The sequence below is a fragment of the Xenorhabdus kozodoii genome (genome assembly GCF_002632875.1).
In the GTDB taxonomy this organism is placed as follows: Bacteria; Pseudomonadota; Gammaproteobacteria; order Enterobacterales; family Enterobacteriaceae; genus Xenorhabdus; species Xenorhabdus kozodoii.
The window spans coordinates 46,036-62,887 of the sequence record NZ_NJCX01000009.1 but is presented as its reverse complement, the minus strand read 5'-3'; the positions used below and the strand labels follow the sequence as shown (position 1 = coordinate 62,887).

The 16,852-nt window shown below is 49.6% G+C and carries 19 protein-coding genes and 1 tRNA gene; 6 read left to right on the top strand and 14 right to left on the bottom strand.

The window, feature by feature from the left end; translation table 11 throughout:
- Nucleotides 1-181: 181 nt before the first annotated feature.
- The 3 genes from Xkoz_RS07770 to bssS all read left to right on the top strand — a co-directional run bounded on the left by Xkoz_RS07770 (nucleotide 182) and on the right by bssS (nucleotide 2,019).
- Nucleotides 182-257 (top strand) — tRNA-Asn (locus Xkoz_RS07770).
- 229 nt (nucleotides 258-486) lie between these two features.
- Nucleotides 487-1,539, top strand: a complete 1,053-nt coding sequence (gene pyrC, locus Xkoz_RS07765; RefSeq protein WP_099141620.1) for a dihydroorotase — start codon at nucleotides 487-489, stop codon at nucleotides 1,537-1,539.
- 225 nt (nucleotides 1,540-1,764) lie between these two features.
- Nucleotides 1,765-2,019 (top strand): biofilm formation regulator BssS, encoded by a 255-nt coding sequence (bssS, locus tag Xkoz_RS07760; protein ID WP_099141619.1) that lies wholly within the window; start codon nucleotides 1,765-1,767, stop codon nucleotides 2,017-2,019.
- A gap of 810 nt (nucleotides 2,020-2,829) precedes the next feature.
- Here bssS and trhO read toward each other — a convergent pair.
- Entirely contained in the window at nucleotides 2,830-3,888 is a 1,059-nt protein-coding gene (gene trhO, locus Xkoz_RS07755; protein WP_099141618.1) for an oxygen-dependent tRNA uridine(34) hydroxylase TrhO, read from the bottom strand.
- A 322-nt stretch (nucleotides 3,889-4,210) separates the two neighbouring features.
- Here trhO and Xkoz_RS22920 point away from each other — a divergent pair, with 322 nt between their 5' ends.
- Entirely contained in the window at nucleotides 4,211-4,426 is a 216-nt protein-coding gene (locus Xkoz_RS22920) for a hypothetical protein (RefSeq protein ID WP_244183430.1), read from the top strand.
- A gap of 280 nt (nucleotides 4,427-4,706) precedes the next feature.
- Here Xkoz_RS22920 and Xkoz_RS07745 read toward each other — a convergent pair whose 3' ends face one another.
- The 9 genes from Xkoz_RS07745 to Xkoz_RS07705 all read right to left on the bottom strand — a co-directional run bounded on the left by Xkoz_RS07745 (nucleotide 4,707) and on the right by Xkoz_RS07705 (nucleotide 12,164).
- Nucleotides 4,707-4,937, bottom strand: a complete 231-nt coding sequence (locus Xkoz_RS07745; protein WP_099141617.1) for an ogr/Delta-like zinc finger family protein — start codon at nucleotides 4,935-4,937, stop codon at nucleotides 4,707-4,709.
- A 65-nt stretch (nucleotides 4,938-5,002) separates the two neighbouring features.
- On the bottom strand, nucleotides 5,003-6,103 hold the full coding sequence (locus tag Xkoz_RS07740; RefSeq protein WP_099141696.1) for a phage late control D family protein: 1,101 nt from the start codon (nucleotides 6,101-6,103) through the stop codon (nucleotides 5,003-5,005).
- Nucleotides 6,103-6,567, bottom strand: coding sequence for a phage tail protein (locus Xkoz_RS07735; protein ID WP_099141616.1), 465 nt, complete (start codon nucleotides 6,565-6,567; stop codon nucleotides 6,103-6,105). Before Xkoz_RS07735 ends, Xkoz_RS07740 begins: the two co-directional genes overlap by 1 nt.
- A gap of 2 nt (nucleotides 6,568-6,569) precedes the next feature.
- Nucleotides 6,570-9,254 (bottom strand): phage tail tape measure protein, encoded by a 2,685-nt coding sequence (locus Xkoz_RS07730; RefSeq protein WP_099141615.1) that lies wholly within the window; start codon nucleotides 9,252-9,254, stop codon nucleotides 6,570-6,572.
- Nucleotides 9,247-9,363 (bottom strand): GpE family phage tail protein, encoded by a 117-nt coding sequence (locus tag Xkoz_RS07725; protein ID WP_208615226.1) that lies wholly within the window; start codon nucleotides 9,361-9,363, stop codon nucleotides 9,247-9,249. Before Xkoz_RS07725 ends, Xkoz_RS07730 begins: the two co-directional genes overlap by 8 nt.
- Nucleotides 9,364-9,377: 14 nt before the next feature.
- Nucleotides 9,378-9,695 carry a phage tail assembly protein gene (locus Xkoz_RS07720; RefSeq protein ID WP_099141613.1) on the bottom strand — a complete coding sequence of 106 codons (318 nt, stop codon included), beginning with the start codon at nucleotides 9,693-9,695 and terminating at the stop codon, nucleotides 9,378-9,380.
- A gap of 34 nt (nucleotides 9,696-9,729) precedes the next feature.
- Nucleotides 9,730-10,245 carry a phage major tail tube protein gene (locus Xkoz_RS07715; protein ID WP_099141612.1) on the bottom strand — a complete coding sequence of 172 codons (516 nt, stop codon included), beginning with the start codon at nucleotides 10,243-10,245 and terminating at the stop codon, nucleotides 9,730-9,732.
- A 10-nt stretch (nucleotides 10,246-10,255) separates the two neighbouring features.
- On the bottom strand, nucleotides 10,256-11,428 hold the full coding sequence (locus Xkoz_RS07710) for a phage tail sheath protein (RefSeq protein WP_099141611.1): 1,173 nt from the start codon (nucleotides 11,426-11,428) through the stop codon (nucleotides 10,256-10,258).
- A gap of 157 nt (nucleotides 11,429-11,585) precedes the next feature.
- Nucleotides 11,586-12,164, bottom strand: a complete 579-nt coding sequence (locus Xkoz_RS07705; protein WP_099141610.1) for a recombinase family protein — start codon at nucleotides 12,162-12,164, stop codon at nucleotides 11,586-11,588.
- Nucleotides 12,165-12,341: 177 nt separating this feature from the next.
- On the opposite strand from Xkoz_RS07705, the gene Xkoz_RS07700 reads away from it, so the two are divergent.
- Together Xkoz_RS07700 and Xkoz_RS07695 are read left to right on the top strand one after the other, a co-directional pair.
- Nucleotides 12,342-13,007: a tail fiber protein gene (locus Xkoz_RS07700; protein WP_099141609.1), complete on the top strand. Its 666-nt coding sequence runs from the start codon at nucleotides 12,342-12,344 to the stop codon at nucleotides 13,005-13,007.
- The gene (locus Xkoz_RS07695) at nucleotides 13,007-13,627 is read left to right on the top strand and encodes a tail fiber assembly protein (RefSeq protein WP_099141608.1); all 621 of its coding nucleotides are present in this window, start codon (nucleotides 13,007-13,009) and stop codon (nucleotides 13,625-13,627) included. The genes Xkoz_RS07700 and Xkoz_RS07695 overlap by 1 nt, the downstream gene beginning before the upstream one ends.
- A 25-nt stretch (nucleotides 13,628-13,652) precedes the next feature.
- Here Xkoz_RS07695 and Xkoz_RS07690 read toward each other — a convergent pair whose 3' ends face one another.
- From Xkoz_RS07690 to Xkoz_RS07675, 4 genes are read right to left on the bottom strand one after another with little or no spacing between them, the layout of a single operon-like run.
- Nucleotides 13,653-14,078, bottom strand: coding sequence for a tail fiber assembly protein (locus Xkoz_RS07690; protein WP_099141607.1), 426 nt, complete (start codon nucleotides 14,076-14,078; stop codon nucleotides 13,653-13,655).
- A complete protein-coding gene (locus tag Xkoz_RS07685; protein ID WP_099141606.1) occupies nucleotides 14,078-15,343 on the bottom strand; it encodes a phage tail protein in 1,266 nt (421 codons plus the stop codon). Before Xkoz_RS07685 ends, Xkoz_RS07690 begins: the two co-directional genes overlap by 1 nt.
- The gene (locus Xkoz_RS07680; RefSeq protein WP_099141605.1) at nucleotides 15,340-15,948 is read right to left on the bottom strand and encodes a phage tail protein I; all 609 of its coding nucleotides are present in this window, start codon (nucleotides 15,946-15,948) and stop codon (nucleotides 15,340-15,342) included. The genes Xkoz_RS07685 and Xkoz_RS07680 overlap by 4 nt, the downstream gene beginning before the upstream one ends.
- Nucleotides 15,941-16,849 carry a baseplate assembly protein gene (locus Xkoz_RS07675; protein ID WP_099141604.1) on the bottom strand — a complete coding sequence of 303 codons (909 nt, stop codon included), beginning with the start codon at nucleotides 16,847-16,849 and terminating at the stop codon, nucleotides 15,941-15,943. The genes Xkoz_RS07680 and Xkoz_RS07675 overlap by 8 nt, the downstream gene beginning before the upstream one ends.
- Nucleotides 16,850-16,852 lie beyond the last annotated feature (3 nt).

The window sequence follows — 16,852 nt, the reverse complement described above, 5'->3', positions numbered from 1 at the left end:
AATGAGAGTGCTTATATCTCCCCGCTACGCGGGGAGATATAAGACGCATCTTGAAAGGCGACTGGTATAAGTCAAAAAACACCCGCAATGCACAGATTCTCAGCAATCAAACGGTTATTGCTATTTTCTGCTTTGACAAACGTAAAAAGTGCCGTTAATATTCACCCCGTCTTGAAGGAGTTCCTCCATAGTTCAGTCGGTAGAACGGCGGACTGTTAATCCGTATGTCGCTGGTTCGAGTCCAGCTGGAGGAGCCAAATTTAATTCACCCTCGTGTTATTACTTCTATTTTTTCCTTTTTTGATACGATAATTTCCTCTGAATACCCTAAACCAAATAAGTATAAGATTCTAATTCTCCAAAATTCAGAGAATATTATCATTCAATAATAGCTATTTAGCTGTTTTCACTTTATCATCCTCCTCCGGCTTAGGGATTGCTGAATCAGCATCCATCATTTTTCACTTATATTCTGGAGCCGGTTCCATGACCACTGAATCATATACCATTAAAATCCGCCGCCCCGACGACTGGCATGTCCATTTTCGTGATGGTGATATGCTAAAAACCATTGTCCCCCATACCAGCCGTTTCTTTGGTCGGGCTATCGTCATGCCCAACCTTGTCCCTCCAGTGACAGATGTTGCCAGCGCTAAGGCCTACAAGGAGCGGATAATCGCAGCTATTCCGCCAGATCACCATTTCCAACCTCTTATGACTTGCTATCTGACGGATTCGACAGCCAGCGACCAAATTGAGATGGGTTACCAAGCAGGGATCTTTACCGCTTGCAAACTTTATCCTGCCAATGCAACAACTAACTCCAGCCATGGCGTTTCTGATATCAAAAAGATCTACCCATTATTGGAAACCTTGGAAAAAATAGGCATGCCATTGCTAATCCATGGGGAAGTCACCGCCTCTCATATTGATATTTTTGACCGTGAGGCGCGCTTTATCGAGCAGATAATGGAACCATTGCGTCAGCAATTTCCTGAATTAAAAGTTGTTTTTGAGCACATTACAACCAAAGAAGCCGCAGAATACGTTCTTGAAGGTAACGATAAATTAGGTGCCACACTGACACCACAGCACTTAATGTTCAATCGTAACCATATGCTGGTTGGTGGTATTCGCCCTCATCTTTACTGTTTACCCGTGCTAAAACGCAATGTTCATCAAGAAGCCCTTCGAGCCGCTGTTGCCAGTGGCTGTAACCGCTTTTTCTTAGGCACCGATTCCGCCCCCCATCTACTGCACCGCAAAGAATCCTCTTGTGGCTGTGCGGGCGTTTTTAATGCCCCAACCGCCCTGGCAGCCTATGCCACTGTTTTTGAAGAAATGGGCGCAATGGCGCATTTTGAGTCCTTCTGTTCCTTGAATGGTCCCGCATTTTACGGTTTACCAATTAATGATGGCTTTATCGAACTCACACGCAAACCAACCTCAGTTGTTGAATATATCGAGTGTGGTGACGAAAAGTTAATTCCATTTCTTGCCGGAGAAGATGCAAGATGGGACGTCAGGGTATGTGAGTAACTCTCCTTCGTGCGGAAATTACGCTTTATTTCCGCACAGTTTCGGTTTTATAAAAAGCAGAAATCGTCTGCCATGGCCCCTCCCAACCCTAAAGCAAAAAATCCTGTTTTTTCACTTCTTAGATTGCCAAAAAGGTTTATACTGCTAAGGGCTGGTCTTAGATGAGATCTGCTGCTCTTAGTCAATTAAATCAATAATGATGCTGTAGTCTGATTAGGAGGTTATATGGGAAAAGAAAATGAAATAATTCAAACTCATCCTGTTGTAGGCTGGGATATTAGTACTGTCGATGCCTATGACGCCATGATGATACGCCTTCACTACTCATCCACCCAAGATCAAACCACAGGGAATGTCAGTGTTGACAAAACGTTATGGTTAACAACGGGTGTAGCTAAACAGCTTATCCTCATTTTACAAGCGGGAATTGCAAAAATAGAAGCCTCAGAATACAGCCAGCACGACCATATTAGGCATTAACAATAAATAAACTCAGACACTTCCAACACATTTGGACACTCAATACATCGAGTGTCCCAAATCAAAAACTGAACACATATCAACCAACGAAACTATCCATATGGTTTATTATTCTTCATAATATTGAATTATACTTCCGTGTTCATCCACCTGATGCTTAGCGATTAAGCGGATTATTCAAATATATCCATAGTAGAACAAGGATGTTCAAGTAATAAAACTATTAATCATTGATGAATGCCATTATACCCGTCTGGGACTTATTGAATCTCTAAAAGAAAATACCGATATCCTTTCTTTAAGAACCACATTAATACTGGATGCCATAGATATTCTTACCACCTTCTCTCCAGATGTCATTTTGGTTAATTTGACCCGTTATGGTTACTATACCAATCCAACTTCAAGTTGCCGTTTGCAAGCCAATGAGAGTGCTTATATCTCCCCGCTACGCGGGGAGATATAAGACGCATCTTGAAAGGCGACTGGTATATACGCATTAAACTTCAAGTTGCAATTTACAACACTATATGAAACCTGATTTCTCCCCGCTTCGCGGGGAGAAATCACACGCATATTGAAGTTAGATTGGTATAGAAAAAATAGATGTTTCTAATAAAATAGAGTTACTTTTTATTTATAATAGCTTTAAATATTTTTGTTAACTCTTTTGAATAGCCTGTTTTAGTATAAATAACCTGATGCTATTTATCACCAATGATCCAAAGTTGCCAGTTATGGTAATAGAATAAATTCCCAGCCACATAATTTGTTATGTGACTGGGGAAACAGCAAAATCACTGAGAATGACTACTTAATAGATTGCAGTGATGTAATCTTCAAGCCATCATTTAATCGATAGCGGGACTTATTAAAAATCTTAGCCCCATTCTCTCTTCCTGCCCGACGGGTACGCTGTTCTTCTTCCGGCAATTTCATCTCTTCGCGACAAGCATCGCTGCAACAACCTTCAAAACGCGCTGCACAAGATGGGCACTGGATAAACAGCAAATGGCAACCATCATTTTTGCAGTTGGTATGGCTATCACACGCCGTTCCACATTGATGGCAGTGCGCGATAACGTCTTCAGTAATACGTTCACCCATGCGTTCATCAAAGACAAAATTCTTGCCAATAAATCGAACGGGCAAGCCTTGTTCTTTCGCTTTACGGGCATACTCAATAATGCCACCTTCTACGTGATAAACGTTGCTAAAGCCGTTATGCAGCATATAAGCACTCGCTTTTTCACAACGAATTCCGCCAGTACAGTACATAACGATATTTTTATCTTTATTGTCCTTTAGCATCTCGACAGCCATTGGTAGCTGCTCACGAAATGTATCTGATGGAATTTCAATCGCGTTTTCGAAATGCCCAACTTCATATTCGTAATGGTTACGCATATCGATAAAGACAGCATCAGGATTATCCAACATTTGGTTAACCTGCTCCGCCTTCAAGTATTCGCCTGTTTTAGATGAATTAAAAGTGTCATCTTCAATGCCATCTGCAACAATGCGCTCACGCACCTTCATGCGCAATACCCAGAATGATTTACCGTCATCTTCCAGCGCAATATTCAGGCGCAAATTGTATAATGCCGGATCGGTTTTATCCAATAATGTCCTTAACGCATCGACATTTTTGGAAGGCACACTAATTTGTGCATTGATACCTTCTTTGGCGATATACACCCGACCAAAGACAGATAACTCAGTAAACTTTTGATACAGGTTATCGCGAAAAACATCTGGTTCGGAAATGGTAAAATATTTATAAAAAGAGATCGTCGTGCGCGGCTCAGTTTCGGCCAACATGCGCTCTTTCAGCTCTTTATTAGAAATACGGTTATGTAACACTGGCATGGTGTTCAAAATATCCTTGTAGTCTATTGATATTTATACATTTATGTCTATCTGTGTCCACAGAGTGTCCACACTAGACCATTATCGATAATTTTTAACTAAAAACCCCTCGTATCATACTAGGGGTTTTTTATTTTCTATAATATTACTTTTTCCTGTGATCAGGATCTATCAATCTACGAAACTCTTCTTGATTTTCGAGAGACTTTCTCTATCAAATTATCAGACTGATTTCACACCTATATGATATAAAACTTGATTATTGTTTGTTGTATGCAATATTTATCTGCCCTCATACTTATGAAAATCAAGGATTATTTGAATGAAGAAATATATAGTTACATTACTTTTGCTAACCTCATTCGGTGTTTTTGCTCAATCAACAAATCACTCAGTTTTGCAAAAATCAATGCGGATGTGGCAACCACTTTCGATTAGTGACAGTGAAGGTATCGTTACGCTCACGATGAATGAAGACAGGGTGACCGACAAGATTTATCATGCAGTCATTAACATGGGTGTCTGTAGCCCACTTTGACTTGATGAAAAAAAATCATACCTAAAAAATACAAAAGAAGTCCGCGTCCTTAACAGACATAATCATTCTGGCTTCGTTTTTGAGAATCCGCGTACATCATGTGATGAGGCTGGTAAGGCAACAAATGATAAAGTTGGACTTATTATTTCATCTCATACTCACGGCCATACGAATAGTTGATCTCACCTCTATAATGTAAAAGCCCCTCACATTTGAGGGGTTTTCTATGTTTCCTTTTTGACCTTCTGAATCATAGATATGCCACACGCTTTTTTTCATTTTATTGTGGGCTATCGAAACACATCACCGTTTGCTGACCGCGTACAGGATGTGGCTGTGCAAACTCAACCAGAGTCGGCTGAGTCACCCAACGCACAAAAGTTTCATGACTGACGAACGTGGCACCACAATTGATGTTCTGGCATTGGTTATAGCGCTCTTTGGTTTGGGGGGTGTGTTCAAAACTACTGCGGGTATGGGCAACATGGCCGCACAGGGGGCATCTCATCATAATGTGAGCACCTCAATCATCAGGAAAGCGCCCGTTGTGTTAGGCGATGGCGCGATTATAGCAAATCATTCACCCATGTCAGCATCCGAAATCGTCACTTCCAGTTCTAACGCCGACGTCAACCCGCTGTCATTCAGCGTATGGGTGACCGTGACCAGCGTCCAGTCAGCATTATCAATTTCGGGTTTAAAGCCGGACACCCTGACCGGCATTTCAGGGAACAACTCCGGTCGGCCGGTTGCCAGTTGAATGGAAAACGACGCAACACCGCGTTGGATTTTTTCCCATTCGGCTTTGGCTGCCCGTTCCGCATTGGATCTATTGGAATAGGTATGCTTCATTACCAATACATTGCCCTCACTGCCAACCAGATAGCCCCCGTGTTTTTCTTCTTTTTGCGGATTGGCCTTGCGGGTTTTTCGCCGCTTGCGTTTCACCGTGACCTGTTCTTTTTTCTTTGGTTCACGGGTGTTCAGCCAACTGGCCGATACACCGGTATAGGCGCTGCGATCGGCCAGTGAAAAACGATAACCGTCACCGGATTGGCGGGTAATGTTTATCAATGGCAACGGACGGCCGCGGGCGGTTTTGTTCTGCCCTGCGCGGATAAACAGCAAACAGCCGTTCTTGACAGTGGCAATGGCGCCCTCCTGTTTTGCCAGCCGGGTTAAGAAGCTGCCGTCAGATTCATTGGTCTGGTCAATATGATTGAGCCGGATATCGGCCAGTGCGGTGTCGATTTCTGGTTTCAGGTTATTACGTGTGGCGATAGTGCGCACAATATCACTCAGGGTTTTCTGATGATACGACAACTCACGGCTGATATTGAGGCTCGCCCGAAAATCAGCACTGCGGGCACGGATATTGATTTTATCCGGTGCCCCGCTGTATTCAATCTCATCCACAATAAACTGTCCTTTATGAATAAGGGCGTCGCCCCAGCCCAAGTGCAAGGACAAGTCCATCCCGCGACGGGGCAACGATAACCGGCCGTCGCTGTCGTCCAGTTCAATATCCAGCTGATCCGCTTCAAAGCCCCGATTATCGGTCAGGCTCAGGGAAATCAGTCTGTCCTGAATGCGGGCATTGATATTTTCCTCCCCGGCACTCAGCACATAGACGGGGGTGTGAGTGTTGCCGGTGATCCAGTCCAATTTGGGTGACATCATGAAAGCAATCCCGTGATTTTATCGGTGACTGCCGTTTTAACAGCATCCAGTTGGATACGCAGATCCCCGAACATTTGCCCTAAATTTTCATCTACCCGGCGCAGGGTGACGGTAAAATCAATTTTTCGGGCGGCACCGTCAACAAAGAACTCGGTTTTTGTCTGGTCAATACTCTCGATGATAAACATGCCGTAAATCGTGCCGTGACCATCCAGAAATGACCACGCTTTGCCACTGTCCGCCATCAGTTGCAATGCCAAAAGGGACAGGCGCCCACCTGTAATTTCAGGGTACAGGGTGCCCGATAGCGTGATGGTGTCATTGTTCGGCCCTATAAACTGGAACGCCGGACGGGCGCCAATCCGGTTATTGAACCCAAATCGCCATGATTGTTGGTGTTGCAGGCTCTGGTAAGGTGTTGTTTTCAACATAAAGACAAATAAACCCAATGCGGCCATCATGATTAATAATCCTCCCTATCGGAAAATGCACTGCGGGCGCGGGCACGTTGCTGTTGTTCACGACGATCTATTTCCTGTGCCACCAGACGCGCAATGTCCGGCGCCGAATGTGCCGGCGTGGCGTGAATATGGATTTCATAAGCAGGGCGGTCATTACGCTGGTTTTGGTTGATAACCGTTATCCCGGCAGTTTGGTAGTGCGCGGCGGGCAGGCTGTGGGGATGCAGCGGAGCCTGTTGAGCACGGGCAGCCGATACGCTGCCCATGGACAGTGCCGCCGCTGCCATGCCAGCGAGAGCGGCAGTCTGGCGGCGACTGGTCACACGGGCAGGGCCGTTAATCAGTTCAGGGCCATATTCCCCCACCAGACCAAATTTCCCGGCCGGAATATACCCACCAGTATCATGAGCACCGGAAAATTCGGCATACGATGCCAGCGCCGCTTTCACCTGGGGCTTTTGTTGTTGTTCTTTCATGAAATCAGGCGTAACCGCGTCTTTTATTTGCGTGCCCAATTCAGACATATTTTTCTTTAACGCCGCCCATTTATCTTTAATACCGGTAATGAGTTTTTCGATAATGTCCTTTCCGAATTTTTTAAACCGCCCCGGCAGTTTTTTGGCGTTCTCGACAATCTCATTCCATTTATTCGAAATATACGTTTTGATGGCATCCCATTTCGCTAAAATGTCCGCCTTGATTTCTGCCCACTTGTTCAGAATTTTTTGTTTAATGCTGGCCCATGCCGTCGTCACGTAGTTGGAAATGGTATCCCACAATTTTTTAAACCACGGCCCCAGCTTGTCCCAGTTTTTCCAAATCAGATAGGCGCCCAGAGCAATCAGGCCAATGATCAATAACAGGGGGTTTGTCAGCACCAGCACCCGCAACCACGACAACACTTTGCCGACAGCAGAAAATGCCTGCCCCAATTTCAGAACAGAACCCGCGCCCTTGATACCGAGCACACTCAGACCAAACTTAACCATAGCCAATGGCCCCAACAACGCCGCCAGAGCCAGCGTGATCATCCCAAATACCGTCAATATGACGCCTAACCCGATACCCACCATCGCTAAGGTTTTGGTCAGTTCAGGATTGGCTTTCATCCAGTCGCCGGTTTTACTGATAATCTTGGTAATGCGTTGCGCAATGCCACGCAATGGGCTGTCTACTTCGCCAAAGATTTGGATGCCGAGATCTTCCCATGCAGACGACAACGCTTTCAGGTCACCATCTAGGTTATCGGTCATGGTATCAGCGACTTTCTTCGCTTCACCCTGGGCGTTCTTCAATTCCTTAATGAGTTTTTGTAACTCGCCAGAGCCGGCCTGATCGGCTAATACCGACAAGGCTGAAAAGGCTTCTTCACCCGCAATTGCCTTGAAGATACCTGCACGTTGGGCATTCCCCATTTTGGCAGTCTTGGCGTTCAGTTCGGTTAATATATCCGGTAATGCCCGTAAATTACCTTTGACATCCTTGGTTTGAATACTCAGTTTTTTTAATGCCTTGGCGGCTGTGGCAGGGGGTTCAGCCAATCGACCCAGAATAGATCTCAGGGATGTCCCCGCCATACTGCCCTGAATACCGGCATCACCCAACTTACCAGTGGCAGCAGCGGCAGTTTCAATATCAACCCCCAAGCCAGCCGCAACAGGTGCCACATATTTCATGGTTTCGCCCAGCATTGTCAGGTTGGTATTCGAACGGGTAAAAGCCCCGACCAACACATCACTGACGCGACCCATTTCTTCGGATTTCAGTTTAAAGCCAGTCAGAATATTGGAGCCGATATCGGCCGTGGTCGCCAAATCCGTATCACCGGCCAGTGACATTGCCAGCGTGCCCGGCATAGCGGCGCGTATTTGATCCGGTTTAAAACCGGCCATTGCATAGAAACTTTGCCCCTGTGCCACCTGATTAGCGGTGAACGCCGTGGTGGCACCTAATTGCCGAGCCTGTTCGCGTAACTGTTTCAGTTCAGGGGACTTCTTATCCAGACGGGTCAGGGCCTGCACTTTTGACATGCCCACTTCAAAATCATAGCCCGGCATCATCACCCGTTTGGCACTGTAGAGTGTCCCCACTCCGGCAGCGGTAGCGGCTGCCCCCGTCGTCGCCACCTGATTACGCACGTCCTTCATTTTCTGGTAGCGGGATTTGGCCGCTGCCATGCGCTGCTCCTGCTGGCGCAGCCGTTCCAGTTGCTGTTGTTGTTGCGCCAGTGTGCCGGTCGTGCGGCTGATATCGGCATTGATGCGCCGCTGAGCCTGCCCCAGTTGATTTGTTGAAATGCCGCTGGCGTGCAGTGCATCCCGCTGGCGTTGCAAAGCCTGGCTTAAGGTTTGGGTTTTGTCCTTGAACTGGGCGGCGGCATTTTTTGCCCGCTCAAACTGGGTAATCTGGGTTTTGGTGGGGTGCTCGCTGGCTTTCAGTTCGCGCGCCAGTGCCGCCACTTTTTCGGTGGCGCTGCGGTAGGATTGTTCGGCACTGCCCAACGCCTGCTTGGTTTTGCGGAAGCCGTCAATACGGCCAGCCTGCTGGTTTAAGTCGCGCAGTTGCTGGCGTGACTGGCGAAGTGTTTCCGCCAGCCGTTTATTGGATTCCTGCGCCCCCTTAAAGGGGCGGGTTAATTTATCAACCGCCCCCAGAATGACTTGCAGGCGTAAATTTCGGTCACTCATCGGCGCCACTCCGTTTTATGGCCCGGTAACGCCAGGCCAGTAATTCGGTCAGGCTCATGTCGGCGGTCACGGCGGGCGACCAGTGAAAGACGGTGGCGATATCCGCCACCAGTTCATCAACAGTTATGCTGTCTGGAAATCGGACTTCACCGACTTCGGTAACAAAAAATTGACCACCTCGACACTCAGGTTAATCAGGTCACCGGGGGACATCAGCAATAAATCGTTTTTGGTCAGGGCGGGCGCGGTGATACGGGGCAACACCAGCATCATCGAGTCAACGTCCATTTCCATTAACGCCTGTAAACGAACGCCGCGCAGGGCACCGCTGTTCGGCTTGCGGACGATGATATCAGTGATGGACGTGGCACCACGGGCAATCGGATCTTCCAGTGTCACCGTGGCGTGTTCGGGCTGGATAGCAGGAGTTTGTTCAGTCATGATAATGTGTTCCTTGGGTTAAAAATCAGTGAGGTTACAAGCCGATGGCTCGACGATGGGCTTCAAGACGGTCAACGCCGCCGACGATTTCCACCATATTGACGGTGTCGATTTCGACCAGCACTTCACCGTCCCACGTCAGTTTGAAATAGGTATTTTTGGCGCTGACTTTGGTCTGGGTGTTGTCGCCCTGTTTGTAGTTGCCGGGGTCGAATTCTGAGAAGCGGCCACGCATCGCCACTTCAACCGCAATCACTTCGCCGGTATCGTCACGCTGGAATGAACCATTAAAACGCAGAGCCACGCCATCCACTTTCTCAATCCCCCACTGTTTGTACAGTTGGGCTTCAATACCACCGAGGGTAAATTCCGCATCTAAGGCGCCGTCATCCAGCCCCAAATCCACATTGGCGGCGCCGTTCATGCCGCCGCCCCGGTACGCTTCGAGTTTGCGGCTCAGTTTGGGCAGGGTCACTTCTTCCACGACGCCGATGTAATTGTTGCCATCATTGAATAAATTCAGGTATTTCAGTTTGCGAGGTAATGCCATGTTGTGCCCCTTAGCTGTTAATGCGGCTGGCGAAGTCCATCAGGTACTGGTCGGCAATGCGCTGGCGCAGTAACAGATTTTCCAGTGGCGGCACCGGCGTGTAGTCATAATCGATATAGAGCTTGCCGGCTTTCAGGGTGTCTTTGTCGTTGACGGTGGCGTCATACCAGCACTGCCCGTCAATCAAGTAACCGTTTGATTTCATTTCACGCAGCTTGGCGTTGATGCCTTCGATAATGTCACGCACCAGTGACGGGGTCAGTGGCTTGTCGATGGCCCACATATGGGCTTCTGCCATGGTGTCAGCCAGCACCTGGGCGGTACGGGTGTAGCTTTCGAACTGGAATAACGGATCATCCGAGCAGGTGCGGGAACCCCAGAAACGAAAACCGTCTTTGCGAATGAGGGTGGTGACATCATTCTGGTTGAGCAGGTTGGCATCGGTGGCAACATCCTGCAAATCCCAGAAGACATCCGCCGAAATGCCGGTGACGCCATTGACCCCGACATTGGACAGGGTTTTGTGCCAGCCGGTCTGTTCGTCGATTTTGGCGCGCAAGCCGACGGCACGGGCGGTGGCGTAAGCCGTGGCGGAGCGGCTGGTGTCACTGTCCCAACTTAAGAAATCCGGCCATATCAGCATCACTTCGCGCTGGTCAAAATTTTTACGGTAGTCAATCGCCTGCGAAATCGTTTTGCAATCATAGGCATTGATATACGCCATCGCCCTCAGCTGCTGGGCAATGCCGGCCAGTTTCGTGGCAACGGGCAGCGTATCATGACCGGGGACGGCCAGAATACGCGGCTTAACACCGAGCTGGCTGGGTGCCGCCAGTAACGCCAGCATGCCGTTTTTTTTGCCCTCGTCGGTGACGCCGCCGATGATATTGGTGGTCGTCTCTGCCTCCGATTTTCCCTGCGCGACACGCACCACGACAGTAACGGGTTTGGCCTGATCGGCAATCGCCCGCAGGGTATGGGACAGGGTGCCGGTTTCCCCGGCCTGGCCACTGGCCGTGAGGACATCGGTTAACAATACCGGGGTATTGAGGGGAAAGGTGTTGGGATCGGCATCATCCGCCGTACAGACCACGCCCACAATGGCGGTACTGACGGTGGTAATGGTACGTGTACCCGCGTTAATTTCCTGCACACGCACGCCGTGATGGTAGTCTTGTGCCATAGCAAAAAGCTCCAGTGATGGTGATTTCGTTATGGTGGTCGACGTCACAATAAAATGCAGGTGGTTGGGATTGTGTGGGGGCTGGTACAAATCAGATGAATCATGGTGAGGGGATCACCCCCTCTATCATGCACAGTGACGGATAAAACACCTAATTTTAAAATAGGTCATCATTAGCCGCACGTTGCCCTACAGGCAGGTATTTATAAATCGTTGAAAGTGAGACATTAAAAATGTCAGCGATATCGCGGCGCGTTCTGCCCTCTGAGAGCAATTGGCAGGCCAGTGGGTATTTATCCGCGGGCAGCGAGACCGGACGGCCACCAATGCGCCCCTGCGCACGCGCCGCTGCCAGCCCCGCATTGGTGCGTTCAATAATCAGCTCGCGTTCCATTTCGGCCAGCGCACTCATGACATAGAAGAAAAACCGTCCCATCGGGGTACTGGTATCAATGCTGTCGGTCAGGCTCTGGAAATGAACCCCATCATTGTTAAGCCGCTCGTTTAATGCGATTAAATTTTTCACACTGCGCCCCAATCGGTCTAATTTCCAGACTACCAGTGTGTCGCCTGATTTCAGGTGCGCCAACGCCTGTGTTAATCCCGGTCGATTGGCTGTTTTCCCGCTGATTTTATCCTCAAAAATCTGTTCACAATTCACCCCAATCAATGCATTTCTCTGTAAATCACTGTTTTGGTCATTTGTTGACACGCGGATATAGCCGATTTTTGCCATGTTAAACTCCATTTATTCCATAATTGGCAATTATATCAGATGGATAGGTCAATATATTGATTTGTATTAAACCTCGGTTTAGCGGGAACCGCGGATAGGGCGAATAATGCGGTACCCAATAGCCGGAGAATTAACAATAAACCCCTGACAGGGGATATTACCCTGAATGCAGGGGATGTGGGAGCCTACTCGCGGGGGGCTTATCAAGATAAAATCCCCCGCGAGAAATACCATGGCCCGTTCTCATGTGGACAGGACGTAGGTTGGGCAAAAGGGATTAGCGTTTATGTCGGAGGTGGAGATACCGGGCAAATCTGGGTAGATGAACGGGCGGTTTTACACACCCGTTTTTTTAACTCCAATGGTGTCGTTGAACAACAACGAATAGTGGGGGTACCTATTGGTGCCACGATTGAGTGGCAATCCAACGCGCGGATTCCAGACGGATTTATGCTAAATGATGGTCGCGCGTTTGATAGATACCAATATCAGGAATTATTGAAAATTTTCCCCAGCGGGCAATTGCCCGACGACAGGGGATTATTTAAACGGGCATTGGATTCGAGTGACAGGGGTAGTCGCAATTATGATCCGGGACGTCAATTGGGCACAATTCAGAGCGATGCTATCCGAAATATTACGGGCAATTTTGGTTCACCCACAATAGAACGGGGTGGCTATGGTAGCGGTGCATTTACCTCTACATTTAGCGACGGCGGCCGTTCTGCGGGTACGGGCGGTGGTTCAATCGCATTCAAATTTGATGCCTCGCGCGTTGTCCCTACTGCTAACGAAAACAGACCGGTTAACAAATCCGTTATTTATATTACGAGGGTATTCTAATGGCTAAATATACAACCCACATTCAACTGGCTGAATTTGATGAAAATGGACTGGCTATCGAGGCTGGTTGGGCTGAGGTTTACCTCTGTCATGCGCAATCTCAGGAGTTTTTGGGTAAATCATATGACCGTGTTCCGCGCGGATTTTCTGTTGTGGCCGATGCGTATTTGGACGCACCTGAGTTACCAAAATCTGATGATGTTGCGATATGTCGTGCACCTGATGGGAAATCATGGATGCATGTCCCTGATTACCGTGGAAAAACGGTGTATCACACGGAAACCCGTGAGAAAATAGTGGTTGATTATATCGGCGAACTCAAACCTGTACACACATTATTGGCACCGCAAACGCCATTCGATAACTGGGATGAAACACGGTGGGTCACGGATAACGCGGCGCTGAAATCTCACCATATCCAGCAGGCAGAACAGCAAAAATTATCATTGCAGCAGCAGGCGGATATTGCTATCGCCCCATTACAGGACGCCGTTGACCTCAATATCGCCACCGATGCCGAGAAATCCGCATTAACCGAATGGCGTAAATACCGGGTGCTGCTCAATCGGGTGGATTGCGCGACCGCGCCCGATATCCAATGGCCGGAACAACCGGAGTGATAAAAGGGGCGCGCGCCCCTGATTGTTACTCTGGCGCTTTCGGCCAGTCAATTTCTGGTGCTGCCGAACAGTCTATGCGGTTCAGTAGCACACAGTATTTTTTCCATGCTGTCAGCAATGCCAGCTCTGCGTTCGTCGCCATTTTCAAATCGACGGCATACTGTAGTGGCGCTATGGAGTTTGCGGCCTGCGACATGCGTGATTGTTTCTGAGACTCAGCCTGTTGCTGTAGCTGTTCTGGGGTTGGTGTCGGCGGCGGTATATCAGCCCATTCAGGTAAACCATCCACGCCGACTACACGTTTTTTTCGCGCCGGTGGATTAGTAAACGTTTGAAAAACCTGTTCAGATATCGGGATAACATCTGATATATCCCAACCAGCCCGTTCGTAGTGTCCTAAATCTAATTCGTAAAAAAATGCGTTGTTTTTCGCACTCCACACGATGCTCATTAGTATTTCCCCACAGCTAGATACATAAACACCAATTTAACGACGCCAGTGGAATTGGACATAGTGCCCGCCCGCAACGTGAACCCACGTGAACCCGCCATTTCGCAGGTGTAAAAAATGGGGCCATTACCGACACCGAATGCAAATACCCCCGTCACACAATCGCACGAACGTGAAAATGGCACGGGAAATTCTACCCACTCCGAGGAGGCAACCCCTCCATTAGCGGACATCGGAACGGATGCTGAAAATTTACCAAATACCATCATGTGCCCAGTTGGTAGCCTGAATGAATTCGACGAGCTACCAAAAAACGACATATCTGGGATTTGGTTGCGACCGTTCCCGATAGTCCTGTAAACGGAATCCGCCAAACCGAGGTTTTTCACAAACTCGTTTTTGTTTGGAATGTCAGCGCCGTTCTTGGATTTTTCCAGCCGGGTATTGGCGTTGTTATTGGCATTGGCCGCATTCTGGTTTGCGGTATTCGCCAGCGCCGTAGCGGCATTCACCCTGGCATCTGTCTCACCCTTAGCGTACGCCCCGACATCACCCGCACTCAGTGAAATATCCGCCGACAGCGCCTTGCCATTTACCTTGCGCCCTGCCGGTACACGGCCATTGGCATTATTATCCGCCGCCTTCGCCAAATCATAGGCCGCTTTCACCGCTTTCGGGGTTGCCGCCTGCGTTTCGCTGTGGCTGTCCACTGCGTTACTCAGGATCACAAACCCTTTTTCTTTCAGTGTCGCGTCAGGGTGGCGGCGGCTGTTTTCATGTTCACGGAGGGCGGTTGCAACCACGGAATCCGCATATTCTCGCGTTGCCAGCACGACAGCGGGATCAACCCGCAATGTCACGGCGTCAGTGCTACTGACAATCAGCACCATGCGAATGGTCTGGGTACGACCAGAGCCTTCCTGCAATTGGGGTTTGTAGGTTTCCGCGCAGTTACCCACGGCAATCAGGATGCCGTCTTTATCAAACAAGCCGATTTCCCGTATCCACCAACCGCCCGCGCTTTCCGGTATCACCTGTTCCGCAATGATCTGGTTGGTATTTTTGGGGTCAATGCTCAGGACATTAATCGCAGCACGGCGGCGTTCGTTGACCAGTTTAGTTTGTGCCGTGTCCGGCGTGGGTAGCTTCCCGCCCCCATCGCCTACGGCCATATGGGTAATTTCAATCCGGGTGCCCAGTGCGGCGGCGTTGGCCAGTTTGTCCGCCCCCAGACGGGTTAACAGCGCAAAAAATCGGGTATTCATGATCCAATCCTCACATCATCAATAATATGCACGCCCACACCCATCACATCGGCACCGGTGACGGTAATGTGTTCCGGGGTGTAGGGGTAAACGGTGAGCACGTCGCCACTGTAACTGGCGACGGCACAATAATTTTTACCGCCGGTTTCCAACTGGATGGACATGCCGACCAGGTGCCGCGATGCGGGTTTGGCATCAAATATCAGCCGTTCCAGTTCCTGATAGGTTTCGGCGGTGATCCCGGTGTCCATGACGCCGATATCCAGCCGGAAAGTGCCGGGCGCGTCGTTGTTTTGCCACCATTCGATAACCCGAATGAGGTAGCCGAATGGCTCGACGACACGCCGGATCGCGCCGATGGTGCCCTTGTGTTTATGGACAAACATCGCCGCCTTAATGGATTCGCGTTTGACACTCGCCGGCCAGTCCATATCCCAGCGGTCAACCGACCACGCCCAGGCCAGATAGGGCAACAGCCGGACGGGGCAGCGATCCGGGTGCCACAAATCACGAATGGGCACGGGCGCATCGGCCAGACTCGACAGGGCGGTAGCGGCGGCGATTTCCAGCGGGGCGGAACCGACCGGCAACAGTCTGTTATTCATCGGAACCCCCAATCGTGACCTGCGCACGGGTACAGAAACTGGCCTGTGTTTTATCCAGGATGATATCGCGGGCGGGGGTTTTTAGCTCAACCCGCTGAACGCCGGGCACATGCAGCGCGGCAAAAATGGCACTGCGCACAATATCGCGGCCAATCCGGTGCTGTTCGGCGGTATAACGCGTCAGGCGTGCTCGTGCATCCTGCAATATCGGTTCATACTCCGGTGTTGGGTAGCAGTACAGCACGGCGTCAATCTCATAATCAATAATCCGGGCGGTCTGCACCGTCAGGCGGTCGGCGACAGGGCGCACGTCCTCATCATTCAGGGCGCGGTTAACCAGGGCGATCAGTTCATCACTGGCGGTGCCGTTCCCCTCACGCGATAAAATACTGACGGTCACGTGAGCCGGCGCAGGGCTAATCACGGAGGCATCCGCCACCCGGCCATCGGCACTGCGGGCATGGTATTCATAGGCACCGACCGGGCCAGCCACGCTTAAGCCTTCAAATGCCTGTGGAATGCGCACACGGTAGTCGTTATCCGGCTCCATCAATGCCGGCGTCGGGGGAACGGTCGCATTATCCGCCGGACGCAGCACCATGCGGGCCACGTTATTATTTGCCCCCAACTGATCCAAATCGGTGCCTGTGGCATAGGCCACCATCGCCGCCCGCGCCGCTTCATTGATACGCTGGCGTAACAGCAATTCCCGGTAGGCATTTTCCTGGAGCAATTTGGTGATGGGTTCTGACTCCAGCGCCAGCGTGCGGGTGATGGCATCGCGTTGCGCCGGCGGGGTCAGGGCAATCAACGCCGCTTTGCGTTCAGCAAACAGCGTTTCAAAATCCAGTGGTTCAACCACATCGGGCGGGGGGAGCTGACTTAAATCGATGGTTGGCATGGT